General features: G+C 67.5%; 21 protein-coding genes and 1 tRNA gene. 11 read left to right on the top strand and 11 right to left on the bottom strand.

What is annotated here, in order from left to right; genetic code table 11:
* The gene (locus BMZ69_RS23770) at positions 1-2,079 is read right to left on the bottom strand and encodes a transketolase C-terminal domain-containing protein (protein WP_092161489.1); all 2,079 of its coding nucleotides are present in this window, start codon (positions 2,077-2,079) and stop codon (positions 1-3) included.
* A 351-nt stretch (positions 2,080-2,430) separates the two neighbouring features.
* On the opposite strand from BMZ69_RS23770, the gene BMZ69_RS23775 reads away from it, so the two are divergent.
* Positions 2,431-2,901: an Lrp/AsnC family transcriptional regulator gene (locus BMZ69_RS23775; RefSeq protein WP_092161491.1), complete on the top strand. Its 471-nt coding sequence runs from the start codon at positions 2,431-2,433 to the stop codon at positions 2,899-2,901.
* Positions 2,902-2,978: 77 nt separating this feature from the next.
* Here BMZ69_RS23775 and BMZ69_RS23780 read toward each other — a convergent pair whose 3' ends face one another.
* The 4 genes from BMZ69_RS23780 to BMZ69_RS23795 all read right to left on the bottom strand — a co-directional run bounded on the left by BMZ69_RS23780 (position 2,979) and on the right by BMZ69_RS23795 (position 4,986).
* Positions 2,979-3,242, bottom strand: coding sequence for a hypothetical protein (locus BMZ69_RS23780; RefSeq protein WP_139219156.1), 264 nt, complete (start codon positions 3,240-3,242; stop codon positions 2,979-2,981).
* 42 nt (positions 3,243-3,284) lie between these two features.
* Positions 3,285-3,578 carry an amidohydrolase family protein gene (locus tag BMZ69_RS23785; RefSeq protein WP_348272488.1) on the bottom strand — a complete coding sequence of 98 codons (294 nt, stop codon included), beginning with the start codon at positions 3,576-3,578 and terminating at the stop codon, positions 3,285-3,287.
* Between the two features lie 96 nt (positions 3,579-3,674).
* Positions 3,675-3,750: transfer RNA gene (locus BMZ69_RS23790), tRNA-Glu, on the bottom strand.
* A 117-nt stretch (positions 3,751-3,867) separates the two neighbouring features.
* Positions 3,868-4,986: an alkene reductase gene (locus tag BMZ69_RS23795; RefSeq protein ID WP_092161497.1), complete on the bottom strand. Its 1,119-nt coding sequence runs from the start codon at positions 4,984-4,986 to the stop codon at positions 3,868-3,870.
* A 224-nt stretch (positions 4,987-5,210) separates the two neighbouring features.
* Here BMZ69_RS23795 and BMZ69_RS23800 point away from each other — a divergent pair, with 224 nt between their 5' ends.
* The 7 genes from BMZ69_RS23800 (at position 5,211) to BMZ69_RS23830 (ending at position 10,374) form a co-directional block, all read left to right on the top strand.
* On the top strand, positions 5,211-5,966 hold the full coding sequence (locus tag BMZ69_RS23800) for a ComF family protein (RefSeq protein WP_092161498.1): 756 nt from the start codon (positions 5,211-5,213) through the stop codon (positions 5,964-5,966).
* A 45-nt stretch (positions 5,967-6,011) separates the two neighbouring features.
* Positions 6,012-6,272: a glutaredoxin 3 gene (gene grxC / locus BMZ69_RS23805; protein ID WP_092161499.1), complete on the top strand. Its 261-nt coding sequence runs from the start codon at positions 6,012-6,014 to the stop codon at positions 6,270-6,272.
* A 13-nt stretch (positions 6,273-6,285) separates the two neighbouring features.
* Positions 6,286-7,149, top strand: a complete 864-nt coding sequence (locus tag BMZ69_RS23810; RefSeq protein WP_092161502.1) for a carbon-nitrogen hydrolase family protein — start codon at positions 6,286-6,288, stop codon at positions 7,147-7,149.
* 66 nt (positions 7,150-7,215) lie between these two features.
* Positions 7,216-7,713 (top strand): DUF1178 family protein, encoded by a 498-nt coding sequence (locus BMZ69_RS23815; protein WP_092161504.1) that lies wholly within the window; start codon positions 7,216-7,218, stop codon positions 7,711-7,713.
* 194 nt (positions 7,714-7,907) lie between these two features.
* Entirely contained in the window at positions 7,908-8,306 is a 399-nt protein-coding gene (locus BMZ69_RS23820) for a MarR family winged helix-turn-helix transcriptional regulator (protein ID WP_092161506.1), read from the top strand.
* A 47-nt stretch (positions 8,307-8,353) separates the two neighbouring features.
* Complete coding sequence (locus tag BMZ69_RS23825; RefSeq protein WP_092161508.1) at positions 8,354-9,667, top strand: MFS transporter; 1,314 nt, start codon at positions 8,354-8,356, stop codon at positions 9,665-9,667.
* Positions 9,668-9,681: 14 nt separating this feature from the next.
* On the top strand, positions 9,682-10,374 hold the full coding sequence (locus tag BMZ69_RS23830; protein ID WP_092161510.1) for an SDR family NAD(P)-dependent oxidoreductase: 693 nt from the start codon (positions 9,682-9,684) through the stop codon (positions 10,372-10,374).
* Between the two features lie 165 nt (positions 10,375-10,539).
* On the opposite strand, the gene BMZ69_RS23835 is transcribed toward BMZ69_RS23830, so the two are convergent.
* Positions 10,540-11,211 carry an RraA family protein gene (locus tag BMZ69_RS23835; protein WP_092161512.1) on the bottom strand — a complete coding sequence of 224 codons (672 nt, stop codon included), beginning with the start codon at positions 11,209-11,211 and terminating at the stop codon, positions 10,540-10,542.
* Between the two features lie 31 nt (positions 11,212-11,242).
* Positions 11,243-12,475 carry an aminotransferase-like domain-containing protein gene (locus BMZ69_RS23840; protein WP_092161514.1) on the bottom strand — a complete coding sequence of 411 codons (1,233 nt, stop codon included), beginning with the start codon at positions 12,473-12,475 and terminating at the stop codon, positions 11,243-11,245.
* Positions 12,476-12,666: 191 nt separating this feature from the next.
* Here BMZ69_RS23840 and BMZ69_RS23845 point away from each other — a divergent pair, with 191 nt between their 5' ends.
* Together BMZ69_RS23845 and BMZ69_RS23850 are read left to right on the top strand one after the other, a co-directional pair.
* On the top strand, positions 12,667-14,652 hold the full coding sequence (locus BMZ69_RS23845; RefSeq protein ID WP_092161516.1) for a protein meaA: 1,986 nt from the start codon (positions 12,667-12,669) through the stop codon (positions 14,650-14,652).
* Positions 14,653-14,973: 321 nt separating this feature from the next.
* Complete coding sequence (locus BMZ69_RS23850; RefSeq protein ID WP_244543505.1) at positions 14,974-15,972, top strand: trypsin-like serine peptidase; 999 nt, start codon at positions 14,974-14,976, stop codon at positions 15,970-15,972.
* Positions 15,973-16,153: 181 nt separating this feature from the next.
* Here the strand turns inward: BMZ69_RS23850 and BMZ69_RS23855 are convergent, their stop codons facing one another.
* Together BMZ69_RS23855 and BMZ69_RS23860 are read right to left on the bottom strand one after the other, a co-directional pair.
* The gene (locus BMZ69_RS23855; RefSeq protein ID WP_092161518.1) at positions 16,154-17,023 is read right to left on the bottom strand and encodes an urea carboxylase-associated family protein; all 870 of its coding nucleotides are present in this window, start codon (positions 17,021-17,023) and stop codon (positions 16,154-16,156) included.
* 67 nt (positions 17,024-17,090) lie between these two features.
* Positions 17,091-17,708, bottom strand: a complete 618-nt coding sequence (locus BMZ69_RS23860) for a J domain-containing protein (RefSeq protein WP_092161520.1) — start codon at positions 17,706-17,708, stop codon at positions 17,091-17,093.
* Positions 17,709-18,070: 362 nt separating this feature from the next.
* On the opposite strand from BMZ69_RS23860, the gene BMZ69_RS23865 reads away from it, so the two are divergent.
* Entirely contained in the window at positions 18,071-18,334 is a 264-nt protein-coding gene (locus BMZ69_RS23865; protein ID WP_092161612.1) for a BolA family protein, read from the top strand.
* Between the two features lie 3 nt (positions 18,335-18,337).
* On the opposite strand, the gene BMZ69_RS23870 is transcribed toward BMZ69_RS23865, so the two are convergent.
* Together BMZ69_RS23870 and BMZ69_RS23875 are read right to left on the bottom strand one after the other, a co-directional pair.
* On the bottom strand, positions 18,338-19,531 hold the full coding sequence (locus BMZ69_RS23870) for an MFS transporter (RefSeq protein ID WP_092161522.1): 1,194 nt from the start codon (positions 19,529-19,531) through the stop codon (positions 18,338-18,340).
* A 61-nt stretch (positions 19,532-19,592) separates the two neighbouring features.
* Complete coding sequence (locus BMZ69_RS23875) at positions 19,593-20,762, bottom strand: acetyl-CoA acetyltransferase (protein WP_092161616.1); 1,170 nt, start codon at positions 20,760-20,762, stop codon at positions 19,593-19,595.
* Between the last annotated feature and the right edge of the window lie 102 nt (positions 20,763-20,864).

Here is a 20,864-nt window from a genome sequence, read left to right on the forward strand (position 1 = left end):
TCAGAACGCCACGAGTTCGTCGATCTTCGCGCGGATGCGCTCGACCGACGGCACCGCCCAATCGAGCAGCACGGGGTTATGCGGACTCGGGATGTCCGGCATCGTCAGCCGGGCGACCGGGGCATCGAGATCCATGAAGGCCTCGTCGGCGACCACCGCGGCGATCTCGGCCCCGAAGCCCGCCGTCTTGAGGTCCTCATGCACGATCAGGCAGCGCCGAGTCCGCCTGATCGAGGCGAGAACCGCTTCCTTGTCCCATGGCATCAGCGTGCGCAGGTCGATGACATCGGCCGACCGCCCTTGCGCCGCCGCCTCGCAGCGCGGCACCATCGCTCCCCAGGTCACGATGGTGATGTCGTCGCCGGATGAGGTGGTTTTCGCCCTGCCGAACGGCAGCGCATAGTGATCGCCCGGATAGGCACGGCGAGCCCAGGCGCTGTCGAGCATGGCGCGATGCTCAAAGAAAAGGACGGGGTCATTGCCGCGCAAGGCGGTGCGCAGAAGCCCCACTGCATCCTCGGCGTTCGAGGGAACGGCGACCTTCCAGCCGGGGCTATGGACGAAGGCGACCTCGTTGGTCTGGCTGTGCCACGGGTCGCCGCATTTGAAGAAGCCGCCCGGCACGCGCAGCACCATCGGTGCGGCGAAGCGGTTATTGGTGCGCCAGCGTATCGTGCCGCAATCGTTGATCTGCTCGGTGGCCGGCTCGGCATATTTGCGGAACTGGATCTCCGGCACCGGAAGCAGGCCGGCGAGCGCCATGCCGACCGCGCGACCGACGATGCCCTCTTCCGACAGGCTGGTGTCGAACACGCGCTGAAAGCCGAACTTCTCCTGCAGCCCGAGCGTGACGGCGTGAACCCCGCCCTTGGGGCCGATATCCTCGCCGAACAGCACGACGCGGGGATTGATCTCGAGCTCATGCTCGAGCGTGCGGCGGATGGCGGTGACCATGTTGATCCGCTGGCCTTCGGGCCTGGGCACATCCGTCGTCGCCGGCGCGACATAGCCATGGGTCCACTGGCCGCCCTTCTCCTGCAGGACACCCTCGAAGAAGACATGGCTCATGACGCTCTCGGGGTCGGCGGTCCCGCGCGCTTCGGCCCGCTCGCGAGCCGCGTCCGCATCGCGTTCGGCGCGCGCTTCGATATCCGTCCACTGGCTTTGCGTCAGCACGGCGGGAACGAGATAGGATCTGAGCTTGGGCAAGGGATCACGCCGCCATTCCGACGCGACGAAAGCGTCCGGCTTGTAGGCCTGCGTATCCTGGAAGCTGTGACCCTGCAGCCGTGGCACGGTGAGGCGCAGCAGCACGGGCGCCCGCTCGCCGCGCACATGCGCCACGGCGCGATCGACCAGCCGCGCCGCCTCCGCCGGGTCCGTCCCGTCGCCCGACAGGATGGTGAGCCCCCGCCAGCTCTCGAGATTGTCGGCGATGTTGCCGCCCGGCGTCTGGAAGGCCGAGGGGACCGAGATGCCGAAGCCGTTGTCCTCGATATAGAACAGCATCGGCAGCTGCTGCGTCGTCGCGATCGTCAGGGCGGCCCAGAAGCCGTTGGATGCGACCGAGCCGTCGCCGCCCAGCACCACCGCGATCGCCTTGTCATAGGCCGGGTCCTTGAGGACCGTGCGGTGATATTCGATCGCCTGCGCCCACCCGGCCGTCGGCGTGTATTGCGCACCGACGCCGCCGCACATCGGCAGCGCCGACGCTCCGTTCGGGTTGGGATAGTTGAACACCACCCCGATGTCGCGCCCGTCCGAATAGCCGCCCGCCCGTCCCATCGCCGAGCCCAGCGCATCCGCCACGTCGACGCCGAGTGCGAGCAGCAGCGGGCGCGACCGGTAGTAGCCGCAGGTCGCATCGGCGGGATGGTCGAGCCGGGTGCCGAGCAGGATCTGCGCCATGTCGTGCCCACGCGCAGAGAACTGGTAGAGCACCTTCTTTTCGGGAACGAGCCTCGTCTCCTCCATCTTGTCGAGCGCGCGAGACAGCAGGACGAGATAGGCGACGCGCGGCCAGTCAACCGCTTCGCTCGGCGCATTGCGCAGTTCGGGCATCAGCTCGGCCAGGGCCATGATGAACCTCCCTCAGGTCAGGAGCGGAGCGACGCGACAGCGTCGGCGAAGGGACGAGGCGTCTCGGGCGTCGAGGCTGGCGCGGTTGATGCCGCTGGAGGCGAGCAAGGAGATGCCGCGCCGACGAACGAGCGCCGCGTTCCGGTCAAAGCGAGCGGCCCAGCGGCGCCCTGCCGCGCGCCTGCGCCGAAGAGCCCTCCCTGCGCGACCGAACGATCTTTTCGTCACACATGTCCTGCCCCGCATCTGGGACAAATCTAGATCGCCGCTGCGCTAATTTCTTTTCAATTTTCACGAGTGAGAGGCATAATATGATTAAATCCATTCAGAGAATTGGAAACGGAGAATGAAATGCCTCATGGCCAGACCTTCGATGCGCTCGACCGCAGGATCCTCAGGATCCTGCAGACGCGCGCCGACATCAGCCATGCCGATCTGGCGCAGGAGGTATCGGCTTCGCAGGCGTCATGCTGGCGGCGCGTGAAGGCGCTCGAAGGAGCCGGAGTTCTCAAGAACCATGTCCGCCTCGTCGATCCCTATTCGGTCGGGCGAGGACTCGACGTGGTCTGCCAGGTGCGCATGAAGTCCCATGAGCCGGGAGCACGCAAAAGCTTCGAGGAATTCGTTCAGGCCCATGATCAGATCATGGAGTGCCTGTCCATGTCGGGCGAGTGGGACTACCTGCTTCGCATCGTGGTGGGCGACGTGCGGGAATATGAGTCCCTGCTGATGGGCGAGTTGCTCGCCCATCCGAGCATTGCGACGTCCGCCTCTCACTTCGCGCTTAAGCGCGTAAAATACACGACCTCGATTCCAGTCTGAAGGCAGGAAAGACATGCTCCTCCCTCGCCTGCTGCTCGATCGTCGGCATGACGTGCCCGATCCTTTCGCGTCCGGCGTCAGGACGCCGAAAGCCCGCCATCGATGCGAAGGACCTCGCCCGCGACCGAGGCCGTATCGGGCTCGTCAGCCTGAATGCCTGCGGATTGCCGGAAGCCGAACAGCTCGACAGGGTTGTCGACGAGAAGACGCTTGCACAGGCGCTCGTCGGACAAGACCTCGCCGAGCAGGTCGACCAGCGCGTCGTCATCGGGCATCGGGCCGTCCAGGTTCACATGCGGCGAGTGGCTGTCTCGGACGATACGTTCCGGCGCTTGGAGCACGAGGCTCGCGGGAATGGCGAGCGCGTCGCGATAGGGCGGTCCTTAGGCCGAGAGCCGGCCGGCGCCGCTGATCTTGACCCAGATATTGCCCTTGCCGAGCAGACGGCGCAGTGCCGTGAGCGCGGGCCCGTCAGCGCCTTCCACCACCGGCGGGCGAGCCATATGGTCGATGACAACCGTCGCCTCGATGCCGCCGATCAAGTCGGCATAGCGGACGATGTGGTGCCCGGCGACATGGATCGCGACATGCCAGCCGAAGGGCCGAACTTTGGCGATCACCTCCTGCACGGCTGCAAGATCAGGCGCGGCAAGCACAAAGCAGGAGTGCGAGTGCACATGCGGCCAGTCGTCCGAACGGGCGATGATCGCCTCGGCTATGTGGCACGTTCATGTGGCCTTGCGCCGCGATCAAGCCTAAGTGCTTGATTCTAATGGCGCTCCCTAGGGGACTCGAACCCCTGTTTTCGCCGTGAGAGGGCGACGTCCTAGACCGCTAGACGAAGGGAGCAGCGCGGCAAGGCCGTCCGTATAGTCGGCACTCGCATGCGCCGCAACCCCTTCCGTGCAGTCGACGACGAAAAAGCTGCGGACGGGTGGAGCCCGTCCGCATGTGATCGCTATCCGCCTATTCCGCGGCCTGCACGGCTTCGCCCGGCGCCAGCGCCGGATAATCGGTGTAGCCCTTGGCGTCGCCGCCATAGAAGGTCGCGACATCCGGCGTGTTGAGCGGGGCGTCGAGCTTCAGCCGCTCCGGCAGGTCGGGATTGGCGATGAAGAGCCGGCCGAAAGCGATCAGGTCGGCCTCGCCCTTCTCCACCGTCTCGATCGCGAGTTCGCGGGTGAAGCCGTTATTGGCGATGTAGGCGCCGCGGAAGGCCTTGCGCAGGGCGAGATAGTCGAAGGGCAGGTAGTCGCGCGCATCGCGCGTCGCACCCTCGACGACATGGATGAAGGCGATGCCGCGCTTGTCGAGTTCGCCGACGAGATGGCCGAACAGCGCCTGCGGATCGCTATCGCGGGCATCGTTGGCCGGGCTCACTGGCGAGATGCGGATGCCGACGCGCTCCTTCGGGAACACCTTGCTCACCGCGTCGATCACCTCCAGCGTCAGCCGCACCCGGTTCTCGATCGAGCCGCCATAGGCGTCCTGCCGCTGGTTCGAGCCGTCGCGCAGGAACTGGTCGAGCAGGTAGCCATGGGCGCCGTGCAGTTCGATGCCGTCGAAGCCGGCCGCCTTGGCGTTCTCGGTCGCCCTGACGAAATCGGCGATGATGCCGGGGATCTCGTCGAGTGCCAGCGCACGGGGCTGCGAGACCTCGGCGAAGCCGCTCTCGATATAGGTCTTGGTCTTGGCCAGCACCGCCGAGGGCGCGACCGGCGCCTGCTTGCCGGGCTGCAACGAGACATGGCTGACGCGCCCGACATGCCAGAGCTGCGCGAAGATCAGCCCGCCGGCTTCGTGCACGGCATCGGTCACCGCCTTCCAGCCGGCGACCTGCACGTCGCGATAGATGCCGGGCGTCCAGATATAGCCCTGGCCCTGCTGCGAGATCTGCGTCGCCTCGGTGATGATCAACCCGGCGCCGGCGCGCTGGCGGTAATACTCGACATTGAGCGCGTTCGGGGCATCATCATGCTTGTTGGCGCGGTTGCGGGTCAAAGGCGCCATCACGACTCGGTTCTTCAGCTCGAGATCGCCGAGGCGGAACGGCGTGAACAGCTTGGCGGGGGAGGCATGACTCATCGTGGGGATCCTTGTCGCGAAGCGGCCGCGGGGCCGAGGGAGGCATCCATGGCGCCGGTCACCACCAGGCGGGTCGGAGCCGTCGCCAAGAACATAGGCGACATGGCAGGAAATGGCAGGGGCTGCCCTGCCCCGTTCACGAGAAAGCGAAGATGCTCTCTTCGCGATAGCCGCCAGGCATGAGCCTTTCCGAAAATCCCGAAGGGACGGGAAAAACCCTCTCCATGCGCTGGCTGCAGCGCGGAGGCGGCTGGCTGCGGACGGGCCTCACCAGTGCCGTCGGCCTCGTCTATCCGCCAGCATGCGTCGGCTGCCGGGCTGCCACGAGCGAAGCGCAGGGCCTCTGCGCCCAATGCTGGGCCGGGCTTAGCCTGATCGAGCGGCCCTACTGCGAACGGCTTGGCACACCCTTCGAGGTCGATCTCGGTCCGGGACTGATCTCGCCGGCCGCAATCGCCGATCCGCCGGTCTTCGCGAGGGCTCGCGCCGCCTGCCGCTTCGACGGCACCGCGCGCGAACTGGTGCACCGGCTGAAATATGGCGACCGCACCGAGCTCTCTTTGATGCTCGGGCGGATGATGGCGCAGGCCGGCCGCGAATTGATCGCCGATGCCGATCTGATCGTGCCAGTGCCCCTGCACCGCTTCCGCCTCTGGACCCGGCGCTTCAACCAGGCGGCGGCGCTGGCGGCGGCGCTCTCCAGGCAATCCGGTCGCCCCTGCGCGCCACAGGCGCTCGCCCGCATCAAGCGCACCAGACAGCAGGTCGGGCTGACCAGGGCGCAGCGCGCCGACAATCTGCAGGGTGCCTTCAAGGTCCTGCCGGCGATGCGCCCGCTGGTCGAGGGCCGGCGCATCCTGCTCGTCGACGACGTCCTGACCACCGGCTCGACGGCAAATGCCGCCTCCCGAGCCTTGCTGCGTAGCGGCGCCAGCGCAGTCGACGTGCTGACCTTCGCCCGGGTCGTGACGGACGCGTGACAGCTCCCTATATTGCAAGGCGAAACAGTCTTTCAGGATAGGCCGATGCCACAGGTCACGATCTACACCACGGGCTGGTGCCCCTATTGCCATGCCGCCAAGGCGTTGTTGACCAAGAAGGGCGTCGCCTTCGAGGAGATCGGCGTCGACGGCAAGCCGGAGCTGCGCCAGGAGATGACGGCCAAGGCCGGCGGGCGCACCTCCGTGCCGCAGATCTTCATCGGCGGACGCCATGTCGGCGGCTCCGACGATCTGCACGCGCTCGACGCGCGCGGCGAGCTCGACCCGCTGCTGAAGGCCGCCTGAGGGAGATACGCCGATGACCTCGCCCCGCTTCACCGCCGCCTGCGTCCAGATGCGTTCGACGCGCGATCCGCAGCGCAATCGCGACGATGCGGTCCGCCTGATCCGCGAGGCGGCAGCGGCCGGGGCGCAATTCGTCCAGACACCGGAGGTCACCAATCTCTGCGAGCGCGATACCAAGCGCCTGCGCGAGACCAGCCAGAGCGAGGGTGAGCACGAAGTGCTGGCCGGGCTGCGGCAGGTGGCGCGCGAAACCAAGGTCTGGCTGCAAATCGGCTCGCTCTCGGTCAGGGCCGGCGAGAAGATCGCCAACCGCGCCTATATGATCGATCCCGAAGGCGAGATCGCCGCGCGCTACGACAAGATCCATCTCTTCGACGTCGATCTGCCCAATGGCGAGACCTGGCGCGAATCCAACACCTTCTCCGGCGGCGACCGGGCGATGCTGGTCGAGACGCCCTGGGGGTTGGTCGGGATGTCGATCTGCTACGATGTCCGCTTCCCCTATCTCTACCGCGCCGAGGCCGAGGCCGGCGCGTTCATGCTGACCGCGCCGGCCTGCTTCACGCGCCAGACCGGCGAGGCGCATTGGCAGGTGCTGCAGCGGGCCCGCGCCATCGAGAACGGCGCCTTCATGGTCTCGGCGGCGCAGGGCGGTCTCCATGAGGACGGCCGCGAGAGCTATGGCCACTCGATCATCGTCGATCCCTGGGGTCGCGTGCTGGCCGAGGCCGGCAACGAACCCGGACTGATCATGGCGCAGATCGACCTTGCCTTGGTCGCCGACGCCCGCCAGCGCATCCCGACGCTGCGCCACACCCGCTCCTTTGCGGTCGAGACGCGCAGGAGCGAGCAACCCAAGCTCGACGCTGCCGAGTGAGCCTGAACCTTGCCGCCAAACGGCCGCGCCCCTATCTGCAGCCGTTACCGCCGGCTTTGAGTTGAGATGATCCGTTACACCCTGATCTGCGACAACGCCCACGAGTTCGAGAGCTGGTTCGCGAGTTCCAGCAGCTTCGACGAGCAGGCGAAGCGCGGCTTCGTCACCTGCCCGGTCTGCGACAGCGCCAGAGTCGAGCGTGCCGTAATGGCGCCGGCCGTGGCCCGCACGGATCGCGGACCGCGCCCGGCTGCGTCTGCGCCGGAGACGGCTGCCCCGTCGCCGGCCCCCGCTTCCTCCCCTGCCCCGGCCGCCCAGCCGGCCGCCCTGATGGGCGAGAAGGAGATGGCGTTTCGCGCCATGCTGACGGCGCTGCACGAACATGTCGCTGCGAACGCCGAGCCCGTCGGCAAGAACTTCGCCGAGGAAGCGCTGAAGATACATCACGGCGAGAGCGAGAGCCGCGCCATCTATGGCGAGGCCAGCGCCGAAGACGCCCGGATGCTGCACGAGGAAGGCGTCGAATTCCTGCCGCTGCCGCGCCTGCCGGAAGGGCGGAACTAGCGCCGGCCCCCGCCCTCACCGTCATGGTCGGGCTTGTCCCGACCATCCACGTCTTAGCTTTGCTGATCGAGTGCGGTGTTCAAGACGTGGATGCTCGCCACAAGGGCGAGCATGACGGATGTTGAGCTCAATAGACCCGGCAATCGCCAGTCACCTCTTGCATTCGCACCGCTACGGGCATATACCCGCACCCCATGTCGGTTCCCTGCATCTGCACGACCCTGCGCTCGGCCTCGCGCCGGATGATCGCCTTCTATGACGAGACGATCGCTCCGGTCGGGGTCAACATCGCGCAGTTCAGCCTGATGCGTTCGATCGCCCGGACCCAGCCGGTGACGCTGACCGCGCTCGGCCGCCGCGTCGAGCTCGATCGCTCGACCGTCGGCCGCAATGTCCGCGTGCTCGAGAAGATGGGCCTGGTCGAGCTCGGCCGCGGCGAGGACCAGCGCGAGGCCACGGTCGCACTGACCGAGGCCGGCCACAAGGTTCTGAAGGACGGCGCCCCCCTTTGGGACGGCGCCCAGAAAGCTCTCGACGACCGCCTCGGCGTCGAATTCATGCGCCAATTGCACACCGCACTCGATTCACTCTGATTTTCTGAAACATAAACGGGTATATACCCGTAAATAAGGAACGCCCCATGCCGACCGACGTCACAGAGCAACCACAACCGACCGGCCTCGCCGCCGCCTTCGCCCGCCGCGGCATCCATTATGGCTGGGCCGTAGCGGCCGTTACCTTCCTGACCATGCTGGTCACAGCCGGCGCCGTCGGCGCGCCGGGCGTGCTGATCCTGCCGCTGCAGAAGGAATTCGGCTGGGCGACCTCCGAAATCTCCTCGGCGCTGGCGGTCCGGCTGCTGCTGTTCGGCCTGATGGCCCCCTTCGCCGCCGCCTTCATGAACCGCTTCGGCGTCCGCCGCGTCGCCATGGTGGCGCTCAGCCTGATCGCGGCGAGCATCATCGGCTCCTTCTTCATGACGCAGCTCTGGCAGCTGGTGCTGCTCTGGGGCTTCGTGCTCGGATTCGGCACCGGCCTCACCGCCATGGTGCTCGGCGCCACCGTCGCGACGCGCTGGTTCGTGCAGCGCCGCGGCCTGGTCGTCGGCCTGCTCACCGCCAGCACCGCGACCGGCCAGCTCGTCTTCCTGCCCTTGCTCGCAGCCCTGACCGAACAGGTCGGCTGGCGCGCCGCCATGACCTTCGTGCTCGGCATGATCGCGCTCGCTGCGGTCGGCATCCTCGCTCTGATGCGCGACCGGCCTGCCGATGTCGGCCTTGCCCCCTATGGCGGCACGCAGATCGTGCCGGCCCCGGCGCAAGCCGCCAGCCTCGGGGCGATGCTCGCCTCGCCGATCGTCGCTCTGCGCGACGCGGCGAAGACCAGCACCTTCTGGATCCTGTTCGGCACCTTCTTCGTCTGCGGCGCGAGCACCAACGGACTGGTGCAGACCCATTTCGTCGCGCTCTGCGGCGATTACGGCATGGCGGCGGTGACGGCGGCGAGCGTGCTCGCGGTGATCGGCATCTTCGACTTCCTCGGCACGGTCGGCTCGGGCTGGCTCTCGGACCGCTATGACAGCCGCTGGCTGCTGTTCTGGTATTACGGCCTGCGCGGGCTCTCGCTGCTCTTCCTGCCCTTCACCGACTTTTCCTTCTATGGCCTCTCGATCTTCGCGATCTTCTACGGGCTCGACTGGGTCGCGACCGTGCCGCCGACGATCAAGCTCGCCGCCGACCGCTTCGGCGAGAAGGCGACGCTCGTCTTCGGCTGGGTCTTCACCGGCCACCAGCTCGGCGCCGCCTTCGCCGCCTATGGCGCCGGCTTCAGCCGCACCGTCTATGACAGCTACCTGCCCGCCTTCTTCATCGCCGGCGCGCTCTGCCTCTTCGCCGCCGGCTTCTGCATCATGATGCGCGGCGGCGAAGCCAAGCCCGTCCCCGCCGCCGCCTGAACGGAGACCTCGCGATGACCTCCCTTCCCTATCGCAGCGCCCTGATCGTCGGCGCCGGCTCCGGCATCAGCGCCTCGGTTGCGCGTGCTCTCGCCGCGCAAGGCCTCAAGGTCGGCCTCGCCGCGCGCGGCACCGAGAAGCTCGCCGCGCTTGCCGCCGAAACCGGCGCCGCGACCTTCCAGGTCGATGCCTCCGATCCGGCCGCCGTCGCCAGCCTGTTCGAAGCGGCGGACGCCGAGATCGGCGAGCCCGACATCGTCATCTACAACGCCAGCGGTCGCCTGCGTGGGCCGATCGCCGAACTCGATCCCGCAGGGGTCGCGCAGGCACTCGCCGTCACCGCCTATGGCGCCTTCCTGGTAACGCAGCAGGCGGCGCGGCGAATGCTGCCGCATGGGCGCGGCGCGATCCTACTCACCGGCGCCACGGCTGGCATCAAGGGCTTCGCACTGTCGGCGCCCTTCGCCATGGGCAAGTTCGCCTTGCGCGGCCTCGCCCAAAGCGCCGCGCGCGAGCTTGGGCCAAAGGGCATCCATGTCGCCCATTTCGTCGTCGACGGCGGGGTGCGCAGCGCAAACCGCCCCGATGCAAACGACAACACGCTCGATCCCGACGCCATCGCCCAGAGCTATCTCGACGTACTCAGGCAGCCGCGCAGCGCCTGGTCGCTCGAGGTCGAGCTCAGGCCCTGGGTCGAGAGCTTCTGAGGGCCGGTCGGAGAAACCATTCCCAGCTCTCATCCTGAGGAGCCGCGGAGCGGCGTCTCGCAGGATGCGACAGATGGTTCCGGAGCGTCCTGAAACATCCTTCGAGACGCAGCCCAAAAGGCTGCTCCTCAGGATGAGGACTGAGGGGTCGTTCAGGCTAAAACGTCAGATTTTCTCCATCGACGGCACCTTGAAGGTCTCGACCGTCGAGGCGCCACCGGCGAGCAGGACCTCCCATTCGGCCTCGGCCTTCACGCGCGCCAGGCAAGGCGCGAGCTTGGCGTCGACCAGCGCATGCGGCACGAAGACAAGGCCGTCATCGTCGCCGACGACGAGGTCATGCGGCTGGACGGCGACGCCGCCGAAGACGATCGGACCGTTGACGATACCGCGCTCCATCGAGGACGGGCCGCGCGGCATGATCCAGCGCGAGAAGAAGACGAAATCCGGCCATTGCGACACCGGCCCGACATCGCGCACCGCGCCGTCGACGACGACGCCGGCAATGCCCTTGCGCCGGGCGGCACCGCCGAGCAGGTCGCCGATCATCGCCGCATCCTTGCGCCCGCCGGCCGCGACCACGATGACGTCGCCGCGCTCGGCCACGTCGATCGCATGGTGCACCGGCCCGTAATCGGCCGGCTCGCACCAGGCGGTGATCGCCTGGCCGACCAGGCGCTTGCCCGGCGCGAAGGACCGGATCGGCCGGATCGCCGGATCGGCATGGCCGCTGCCCCCGAGTTGGTCGGCGATCACCGAGCTCGGCACCGCCTGCCAGGCGTCGATGAGGCCTTGCGGCAGGCGCGGATGGGCGGGCGTGGCGAGACGGGTCGGCATTGGCGTTTCCTTGGCTTTTCTTTGATTGAGCTCACGCCGCCCGGCCGGGCCTCTCGGCGAGCAGGCGGCGCACCGCCCGCTCCAACCGGCGCACGCCCTCGACCAGCACCTCCGGTGGCGAGCGGGTGAAATTGACCCGCATCGCGCTCTTCAGGGCGCCCGACGGGTCGAACACGCTCGACGGCACGAAGGCGACGTTCTCGGCCAGAGCATGGGCATAGAGCGCGTCGGTGTCGACCGCCTCATCCTTGGCCCGCATCCAGACGAACATGCCTCCCGGCGGCACCTCCCATTCGAACCAGTCGGAGAGGTGCGTCGTCGCGGCGGCGCAGAGCGCATCGCGGCGCTCGCGATAGGTCGCGACGATCTTCGGGATGTGCTGTGCCTCGAAATCGCTCTCGATCATCTCGAGCGCGATCGCCTGCGTCAGCAGGCTGGAGGCGATGTCGGTCGACTGCTTGGCCAGCGCCAGCGTCGCGATCAGCGAGGCTTCGGCTACGACCCAGCCGACACGCAAACCCGGCGCCAGGCTCTTCGACAGCGTGCCCAGATAGATCACCGGCCCGGCATAGGCGCCGTTCGGATGGCGCTGCCCATGATGGGCGAGGATACTCGGCCCGGCCGGCCCGTCGAATTGCAGCGGCAGATAGGGATCGTCCTCGAGCAGCCAGGTCCCGGCCGCCTCGACCTTGTCGAGCAAGGCGGCGCGCTCGTACTGCGGCACCAGCACGCCGGTCGGATTGGAGTAGTTCGGCACGGCATAGACGAGTTTGGCCTGTCGCAGCGCCGCATCGTGGCCCGGCGCCTGCAGGCTCCAGTCGAGCCTCTCATAGCGTGGCATGCGCGGGCGCCAGGCATCGAGCGCACCGAGATAGGTCGGGAATTGCGAGAGGATCAATTCGCCGGGATCGACCAGCGCCTTGCCGACGAGGTCGAGCCCCTGCATCGCACCGGTGGTCAGGAGCACATTCTCCGGCCCGAAGCGGCGTCCGGTCGTCGCGCTGAAGCGCTCGGCGATCGCCGCCCGCAGCGCCGGCAGGCCCTCGATCGCCCCATATTCGAGAATCTGCGTGCCCCAGCGCGTCAGCGCCCGTTCCTGAGCCGCCGCGATCGCCTCGACCGGGTAGATCTCGCTTGCGGGCAGTCCGCCGGCGAGGCTGACGACATCGGGCCGCCCGCCGATCGCCATGAACTGCTGGGTGATGCTGTTGCCGGTCGAGAGCCAGCTGGCGAAAGCCGGCCGCGGCGAAGGAGATTGCGTCATCGAAACTCTGCTGAAGAAAAGTCGCACGACGCTATACGCCCCTGCCGCGGCGTGAAACCCGGCGTGACGCATGGCGGCGCGCATTATCCCAACGTCTGACGCGACCTTTCGGCCCTACTGGCGTTATCCTCGCTGCAGTGCAACAATCGAGATTGCACGAGCACGGCAAGACGGCACGGCAGGGAGCGACCATGAACGCGATCGATCCGCTTCGGAACCAGGTCCAGCGCGACAAGCCCTGGATCTTCCGGACCTATGCCGGCCATTCCGACGCGTCCGAATCGAACAAGCTCTACCGGACCAATCTCGCCAAGGGCCAGACCGGCCTCTCCGTCGCCTTCGATCTGCCGACCCAGACCGGCTACGACCCCGACCATGTCCTGTCGCGCGGCGAGGTCGGCAAGGTCGGCGTGCCGATCACCCATCTCGGCGACATGCGGGCCCTGTTCGCTGAAATCCCGCTGGCGCAGATGAACACCTCGATGACGATCAACGCGACGGCAGCCTGGCTGCTCTCGCTCTATATCGCCACCGCCGACGAGCAGGGTGCCGACCGTGCCGCCCTCCAGGGCACGACCCAGAACGACCTCGTCAAGGAATACCTCTCGCGCGGCACCTATGTCTTCCCGCCGCGCCCCTCGATGCGGCTGACCACCGACATCGTCGTGTTCACGGCGCGCGAACTGCCGAAATGGAACCCGACGAACGTCTGCTCCTACCATCTGCAGGAGGCCGGCGCCTCGCCGGTGCAGGAGCTTTCCTTCGCCTTGGCGACCGCGATCGCCCTGCTGGAATCGATCAAGGCCCGGCCCGAGGTGGCGCCGGAGGAGTTCGGCAGCGTCGTCGGCCGCATCTCCTTCTTCGTCAATGCCGGCATGCGCTTCGTCACCGAGCTCTGCAAGATGCGGGCTTTCGTCGATCTCTGGGACGAGATCACGCTGAAGCGCTTCCAGGTGCTGGAGGAGCAGCATCGCCGCTTCCGCTATGGCGTCCAGGTCAACTCGCTCGGGCTGACCGAGCCGCAGGCCGAGAACAATGTCTACCGCATCCTGATCGAGATGCTGGCGGTGACGCTGTCGAAGAAGGCCCGCGCCCGCGCCGTGCAGCTCCCGGCCTGGAACGAGGCGCTCGGCCTGCCCCGCCCCTTCGACCAGCAATGGTCGCTGCGCATGCAGCAGGTCCTGGCCTATGAGACCGACCTGCTCGAATTCGGCGACATCTTCGACGGCTCGAAGGAGATCGACGCCAAGGTCGAGGCGCTGAAGGCGGCCGCGCTGGAAGAGCTGGCGAAGATCGACGCCATGGGCGGCGCCCTCGCCGCCGTCGAGAGCGGCTACATGAAGATGGCACTCGTTGAGAACGGTGCCCGCCGCATCGAGGCGATCGAGCGCGGCGAGCAGATCGTCGTCGGCGTCAACAAGTTCACCACCAGCGAGCCCTCGCCGCTCTCGGCCGGCGACGGCGCCGTCGTCACCGTGCCGGATTCGGTCGAGATCGAGGCGGTCGGCCGGCTCAAGGCCTGGCGCGCCGCGCGCGACGGCAAGGCGGTCGAGGTCGCCCTCGCCGAACTCGCCAGCGCTGCGAAAGAAGACCGCAACGTCATGCCGGCCTCGATCGCCTGCGCCAAGGCTGGCGTCACCACCGGCGAATGGGCACAGACCCTGCGCGAGATTTTCGGCGAGTATCGCGCCCCAACCGGCGTCGACACCACCAAGCTCGGCGACGATGCCGGCCTCGCCACCGTCAAGGCCGCCGTCGCCAAGGCGACCGAGCGTCTCGGCCGGCCGCCGCGCTTCCTCGTCGGCAAGCCCGGGCTGGACGGCCATTCGAACGGCGCCGAGCAGATCGCGGTGCGCGCCCGCGATGCCGGCATGCAGGTCTCCTATGGCGGCATCCGCCAGACGCCCGAGGAGATCGTGACGCAGGCCAGGGAGACCGAGGCCGACATCATCGGGCTCTCCATCCTCTCCGGCTCGCATCTCCCGCTGGTGCGCGACGTCACCGCGCGCCTGCGCGTCGCTGGCATGGACGTGCCGGTCGTCGTCGGCGGCATCATCCCGCCCGATGACGAGAACGCGCTGAAGAACATGGGCGTCGCACGGGTCTATACGCCCAAGGATTTCGCCCTCGATGGCATCATCGCCGACGTCGCCGGGTTGGCGGCGAAGAAGGGCTGAGGGCCGGTTCGCCACTCGATCATCGTTACCCAGCACAAGCTGCGATAGCCGAGCCGATCCGGGATCCATTCCTGAGCCTTTCCGATGGAGGTTCCGGAATGGCTCCCGGATCTCCCTCCGACCGCGCGGGACGAATCGTATCACGCGAGCCACATCCCCCAGTTCTCCACCCACGCGAAAAAGGCTCAGGCTTCCCCAAGCGCGTGCGGATGACTATCGTCCCGAAACCGCTCGATTGTCGCCATGATCCTGGCGCTGATCGAGCGAGATGGCGGCAGCCGGCAGGGCCGCAAGGGATTCGCTGAGGAGAGGAAGAAGCGCATGCCCGCATGGCTGCAGACCCATTTGACCGGGACCAACATCCGCGCCGCCTTCATCGGCGCCATGAGCCTTGCCCTTGCAGGCCCCGCCGCAGCCCAGACGATGGGCTTCGATCCCAGCGATTTCGGCAAGGTCAGCATGCCGCGCCGGCAGAGCACCGGCGACGCCGCCACCCATATCGAGAACAACAAGGGCGCCTTCGAGCCGATCGCGGAACTCGATCAGCGCGATCCGCTCGCCAAGATGGCCAAGCCCGTCGGGCGCATCGACATCCTCCTCAAGGACAACAAGACCGGCAAGCAGTCCGGCGCCCATTGCACCGGCGAATTGCTGCCGGGCGACTATGTCCTCACAAACCATCACTGCCTGCCGCAGAGCGGCGAGATGACGCCGATGCGCGCCATCATCGTGATGGATTTCCTGACGCAGGACGGCAAGGGCGCCAAGGTCTTCGAACTCGAGCCCAAGCCGGTCGAGTTCAACGCCAATCTCGACTACGCCATCGTCAAGGCGAAGGGCAACCCGACCGCGACCTATGGCTCGGTCAAGCTCGCGGCGACGCCGACCGGCAGCGCCCCCTCGCTGATGGTGATCCATCACCCGGCCGGCCGGCCGAAGGTGATGAGCCGCTTCCGCTGCATGGCGACGCGCCAGCAGGGCGATGCGGCCGAACTGCGCCATCGCTGCGACACGCTCGGCGGCTCGTCCGGCTCGCTGCTCTACAATGCCGGCAATGCCGGCATCGCCTTGCACAAGCAGGGCGGCCTCGCTCCCAACGATCCCAACAGTTACAACACCGCGACGAGCATGACCGCGCTGCTCCAGGCCAGCCCGCTGCTGCGCAAGATGGCCGGCGGTCAGGCCCCGGCCGCGGATGGCGGCGGCGCCGTCGCGTCAGGCGGCGGCCAGGACGACCAGCCGAGCTCGACCGAGCGCAGCAGCCTGCGCGGCTCCGACAATCTCGACACCGACGGGATGAACTCGCTGCTGAAGAACTGAGGCGGGGCGTCATTCCGGGGCGCCGTGGAACGGCGAACCCGGAACCCATGACCTCGACGATTCTCCAGCGCGTCATGCTCGCCCTTGTGGCGAGCATCCACGTCTTGAACACCGAGTTTGATCAACGAAGCGAAGACGTGGATGGTCGGGACAAGCCCGACCATGACGGAAGGGGCAGGCGTCACCCCTGCTCGCCGTGGCTCCGCCCATAAGGGCTGCGCGGCGGCGAGGTCCAGCCTGCGAGCCTGGCAGGATCGGCCTCGTAGATCTCGACCTTGAGCGGGTGGCAGATTGCGACATCGCTCGAATGGGTCTGGCCGCAATCGCCGCCCGGGCAGGCCGAGATCGCCCCGAGCAGGTCGATCTCGGCGAAGAGCTCGAGGAAGTCGCCCGGCCGGACCGGGCTCGCCTTCATGAAGTATTGCTGCGTGTCCCGGGTGAAGCCGGTGCACATGAAGACGTTGAGCACGTCGTGGACGTGATGCTCGACCTCGCGCGCCGGCAGCCCCCGCGCCTGACCGAGCGCCCGGGCGAGGTTGGAATGGCAGCAATGATGGTAGTCACCGCCATCGCCGAGCAGCCGGTGCGTATAGGGATCGCAGCGTGTGCCGATCACGTCGTGCACGCCGGCGCCGTCCTGGTCGAAGCCATACCAGCCGAGCGTGTCATGGCTGATCGTCGCCATCGGCCGAAGGTATGGCAGGTTGCTCCAGAGCCGGTCGCCGGTGCCGACATGGGTCGCGTGCAGCGCCCGCGTCTTGCCGCTGAAGAAGCGCTCGTCGAGATCATCCGCGTTCCACAGGTTGAGGTCGCCGACCTGCGGCCCCTCGACGCTGACGATGCGAAAGAAGTGCCCCTTCGGCACGCGGAAGCTGCCGGCCTCGCGCGGCGGCACGATGATCTCGTCGCGCTTGGTCAGGGTCTGGCGAGCCTTCGCCAGCATCGCCATGTCGGCGACGGGCAGGCTGCCATTGGGGTAGACCACGACGGGCGGCTTGCGCCGACGCTCCTGCGCATCGGCGGGGGCGATCACCTGCGAATCCGTCGTCATGGCCTCTCCAGCTCGTGCTGATTTTTGCGAATGCCTGTCGGCGTCGGTGAGCCTCGCGGACGCCGCGCTAAGCCAGCCCGCTGCTCTTCAGCGTCTGATAGGCCTTGAGGATTTCCTGCAGCCGGCCTTCGCGCGAGCGATCGCCGCCATTGGCGTCGGGATGGAAACGCTTCACCAGTTCCTTATAGCGCGCCTTGATCGCGGCGCGGTCGGCGGTGTCGTCGAGATCGAGCGTTTCCAACGCTTTGCGCGCGACGGCGCCCACACGCGATTCCGCCCGCTCCTGCTCGCGGCGGACGCGGCCACGGAACAGCCCGAAGGCGTCCTCGACCTCTGCGCTGTCCTGCCCGCCGGTGACCCGCCCGCGCTGCGCCATCCGGGCTGCGCTGGCATTGACGCCGAGCTTCCAGGTCGGCCGGTGGCCGATCTCCTCCTGCTTGGCATAGGCCGCCAGCGCCTCGTCGTTCATGCCGGCGAAGTAGTTGTAGGTGGCGTTGTAGGCCTTCACATGCTCGAGGCAGAACTGGAAGAACTTGCCTTCCTTGCCCCGTCCCATCGGCGCCCGGAACTCGCCCGCCTTGGTGCAACCGGGATGGTCGCAAAGACGCGCATCGGCCTCGACCACCTCTTCCGCCTCGGAAGGGCCGATCCTGATCCGGTCGAAAAGGCGCGAGCTGAAGTTCATCGTCTCATGGTTATGCGGGCGGAACGCTGCGCCGACAAGCCGGCCGCCGCGCGGGTCGCTCCGCGCCTGCAGCAAGCCGATCGCCTTGGCGGCAGCTTGACCCTGATTGCTTAAGGAACCCGGCTCAGCCGAAGCGGCCGGGACGTCTCCTAGATAGTGTTTTCACGCTTGAAACTCAACGGCCGCAGACCGGATCGCGCACTGCCGCGAGCCCCGCCCCCGACATGAGAACCCGGAGAATCCGGCTCCAATGAGGCGATGCTGCAGAGGCTCGATCTTGACCATTCGACGCTGATGGGTGTTCTCGCAATCAAGGGGCGTCAGCGCCCCACTTGCTCACGAAAGAAACCCGCATGCCGACCATGGCCGACCGGATCACCGGCAAGCTCACCGCTGAGCTTGCGCCCGAGCATCTCAAGGTGATCGACGAATCCCATCAGCATCACGGCCATGCCGGCTGGCGCGAGGGCGGCGAGACGCATTTCCGCGTCGAGATCGTCTCGCCCGCCTTCGCCGGCAAAAGCCGGCTCGAACGCCATCGCCTTGTCAACGCCGCGCTATCCGACGAGTTCGCCGGCGGCGTGCACGCATTGGCGATCGCGGCGCGGGCGCCGGGGGAGGCCTGAGCCTCAGGCCGCCTTCCGTTCCGGTGTCGCCAGGTAGATCGCGGTCGAGACCAGCAGCAACGCCGCGAACACCCAGTGCATGTTGGCGAAGGCGGCCGCCGCGCCCTGCCCCGCGGCGCGCTGCGCCGCGACGAACCAGCCGGAGCCCCACTGGATCAGCCCGGCTCCGGCGATGAACAGGAAATTGATGAAGGTCATGCCGCGCCCGACCAGATGCGCCGGGAAGAACTCGCGCGCATGCGCCATCAGGATCGCATAGGTGAAGCCGGTCGCGCCGACGAGCGCGAACAGGGCCACCGCCCCGAGCATGGAGCGCTCGCCGAGGAGCGCGAGCAGCCCGAAGCCGATCCCTGTCGCGACCGTCCCCCAGGCAACCAGCGCCTTGCTGCGCCCCGCCCGCTTCTGCAGGCCGCCATAGACGAAGGCGCCGACGATCATGGTGGTCGCCATGCCCAGCGTCGCATGGCCGGCGGCGATGCCGTCGAGCCCGTGGACCTGCGTCATATAGGGCGCGATCCACAGGCCCCGCGCCGTCGCGATGATGGCGTAGCCGACGAGCGTGATCGGCGCGAGCAGCCAGAGCGGCCCGATCGCGGCGATGCTCTTCAATCCCTGCAGCAGGCCCTCATGCTTGCCCGTGGCGTCGGTGACCACAGGCGGATCGCGCACCAGCACCGCGGCCAGCACCGTGGCCAGCAGGAAGGCCACGGCGAAGGCGAGCATGGTCGGGCGCCAGCCATAGGCCTGCGCCGCCAGCGCCAGCGGCGCGGCGCCGACGAGGTTGCCGAGCGAACCGAGCCCGATGAAGATCGAGGTCAGCAGTCCGAAGCGTGCCGGCGCTTCCGTCCGGGCGAACAGATAGAGCGACGACATGAAGATCGGCGAGCAGCCGATCCCGACCAGCGCCATCGCCGCTGTCGCGACGTTGGCGTTGCCCGCCTGCGCGAACAGGAAGGCGCCGACGCTGCCGATCGCCATGGTCACCGCCACGGTCCGGCGCGGTCCGAGCCGGTCGAGCGCCCAGCCGACCGGGAACTGCGCCAACGCGAAGGCGATGAACCAGGCGGCGCCGAGCGTGCCGAACTCGGCCGGCCCGATGTTGAGGTCGCCCATCACCGGTGCGGCGATCACGCTCAGGAAGGAGCGATAGAAGATCGACAGCACATAGGCCGGCAGCAGCGCGAGAAAAATGGTCACGCCGCCCCTCCGGCCAGTTCGAAGATGGCCGCCGACGCAGGTTCGACGGCGGCCTTTTGGTTCACTTCACCCGCTCGAGCACCGAGACGTAGTTCGCGACCGCGGCGCCACCCATGTTGAAGATGCCGCCCAGGCGGGCGTCCTTCACCTGCATGCCCTCCGGCGCCTCGCCGACGAGCTGCATGGCCGAGAGCACGTGCATGGAGACGCCGGTCGCGCCGATCGGATGGCCCTTGGCCTTGAGGCCGCCGGAAACGTTGACCGGCAGCTTGCCGTCCTTCTGGACCCAGCCTTCCTTGATGGCGCGGGCGCCGTCGCCTTCCTTGGTCAGGCCCATCGCCTCGTATTCGATCAATTCGGCGATGGTAAAGCAGTCATGCGTCTCGACGAAGGAGAGGTCGTCGAGCGCAACGCCCGCAGCGGCCAGCGCCTGCTGCCAGGCGCGCGCGCCGCCCTCGAACTTCAGGATGTCGCGGCGCGACAGCGGCAGGAAGTCCTGGACATGGGCCATGCCGCGGAAGCCGACGGCGCGGCGCATCGACTTGGCGGTCTCCTCGTCGGCCAGCACGAGCGCGGCGGCGCCGTCCGAGACCAGCGAGCAGTCGGTCCGCTTCAGCGGGCCGGCGACGTAAGGGTTCTTCTCGCTTTCCTCGCGGCAGAAGGCGTAGCCGAAATCCCTGCGCATCTGGGCGTAGGGGTTGTCGACGCCGTTCTTGTGGTTCTTCGCCGCGATCATGGCGAGCGCGTCGGACTGGTCGCCATGACGCTGGAAATAGGACGAGGCGATCTTGCCGAAGACGCCGGCGAAGCCGCCCTGAACGTCGCTCTCCTGCGCGAGATAGGAGGCTTTCAGCAGGTTCTTGCCGATCTCCGGCCCGGGCGTCGTGGTCATCTGCTCGACGCCGACGACCAGCACGACCTTGGCGGCGCCCGCCTTGATCGCGCGCACGCCCTGATGCACTGCGGCCGAGCCGGTGGCGCAGGCGTTCTCGACGCGGGTCGCCGGCTTGAAGCGCAGCGCCGGGTCTGCCTGCAGCACGAGCGAGGCGGTGAAGTCCTGGGCCGAGAAGCCGGCGTTGAAATGGCCGAGCACGATCTCGTCGACCTGGTCGGCGGTGATGCCGGCATCGACCAGCGCATCGGTCGCGACGCGCACGATCAGGCTCTCGACCGTCTCGGTGTCCTGCTTGCCGAAGGGGGTATGTGCCCAGCCGACGATTGCAGCGCTCATGGCCTTCTCCTGGTTGATGTGCAGATACACGATATCTGCCTGCGCGACAGCGCGGCCACAAGCCGGCAAGCGCGCATTCCTCCTGTGCGAGGAAAGGCCAAT

The sequence above is a fragment of the Allobosea sp. CRIB-10 genome (assembly GCF_900112185.1).
In the GTDB taxonomy this organism is placed as follows: domain Bacteria; phylum Pseudomonadota; class Alphaproteobacteria; order Rhizobiales; family Beijerinckiaceae; genus Allobosea.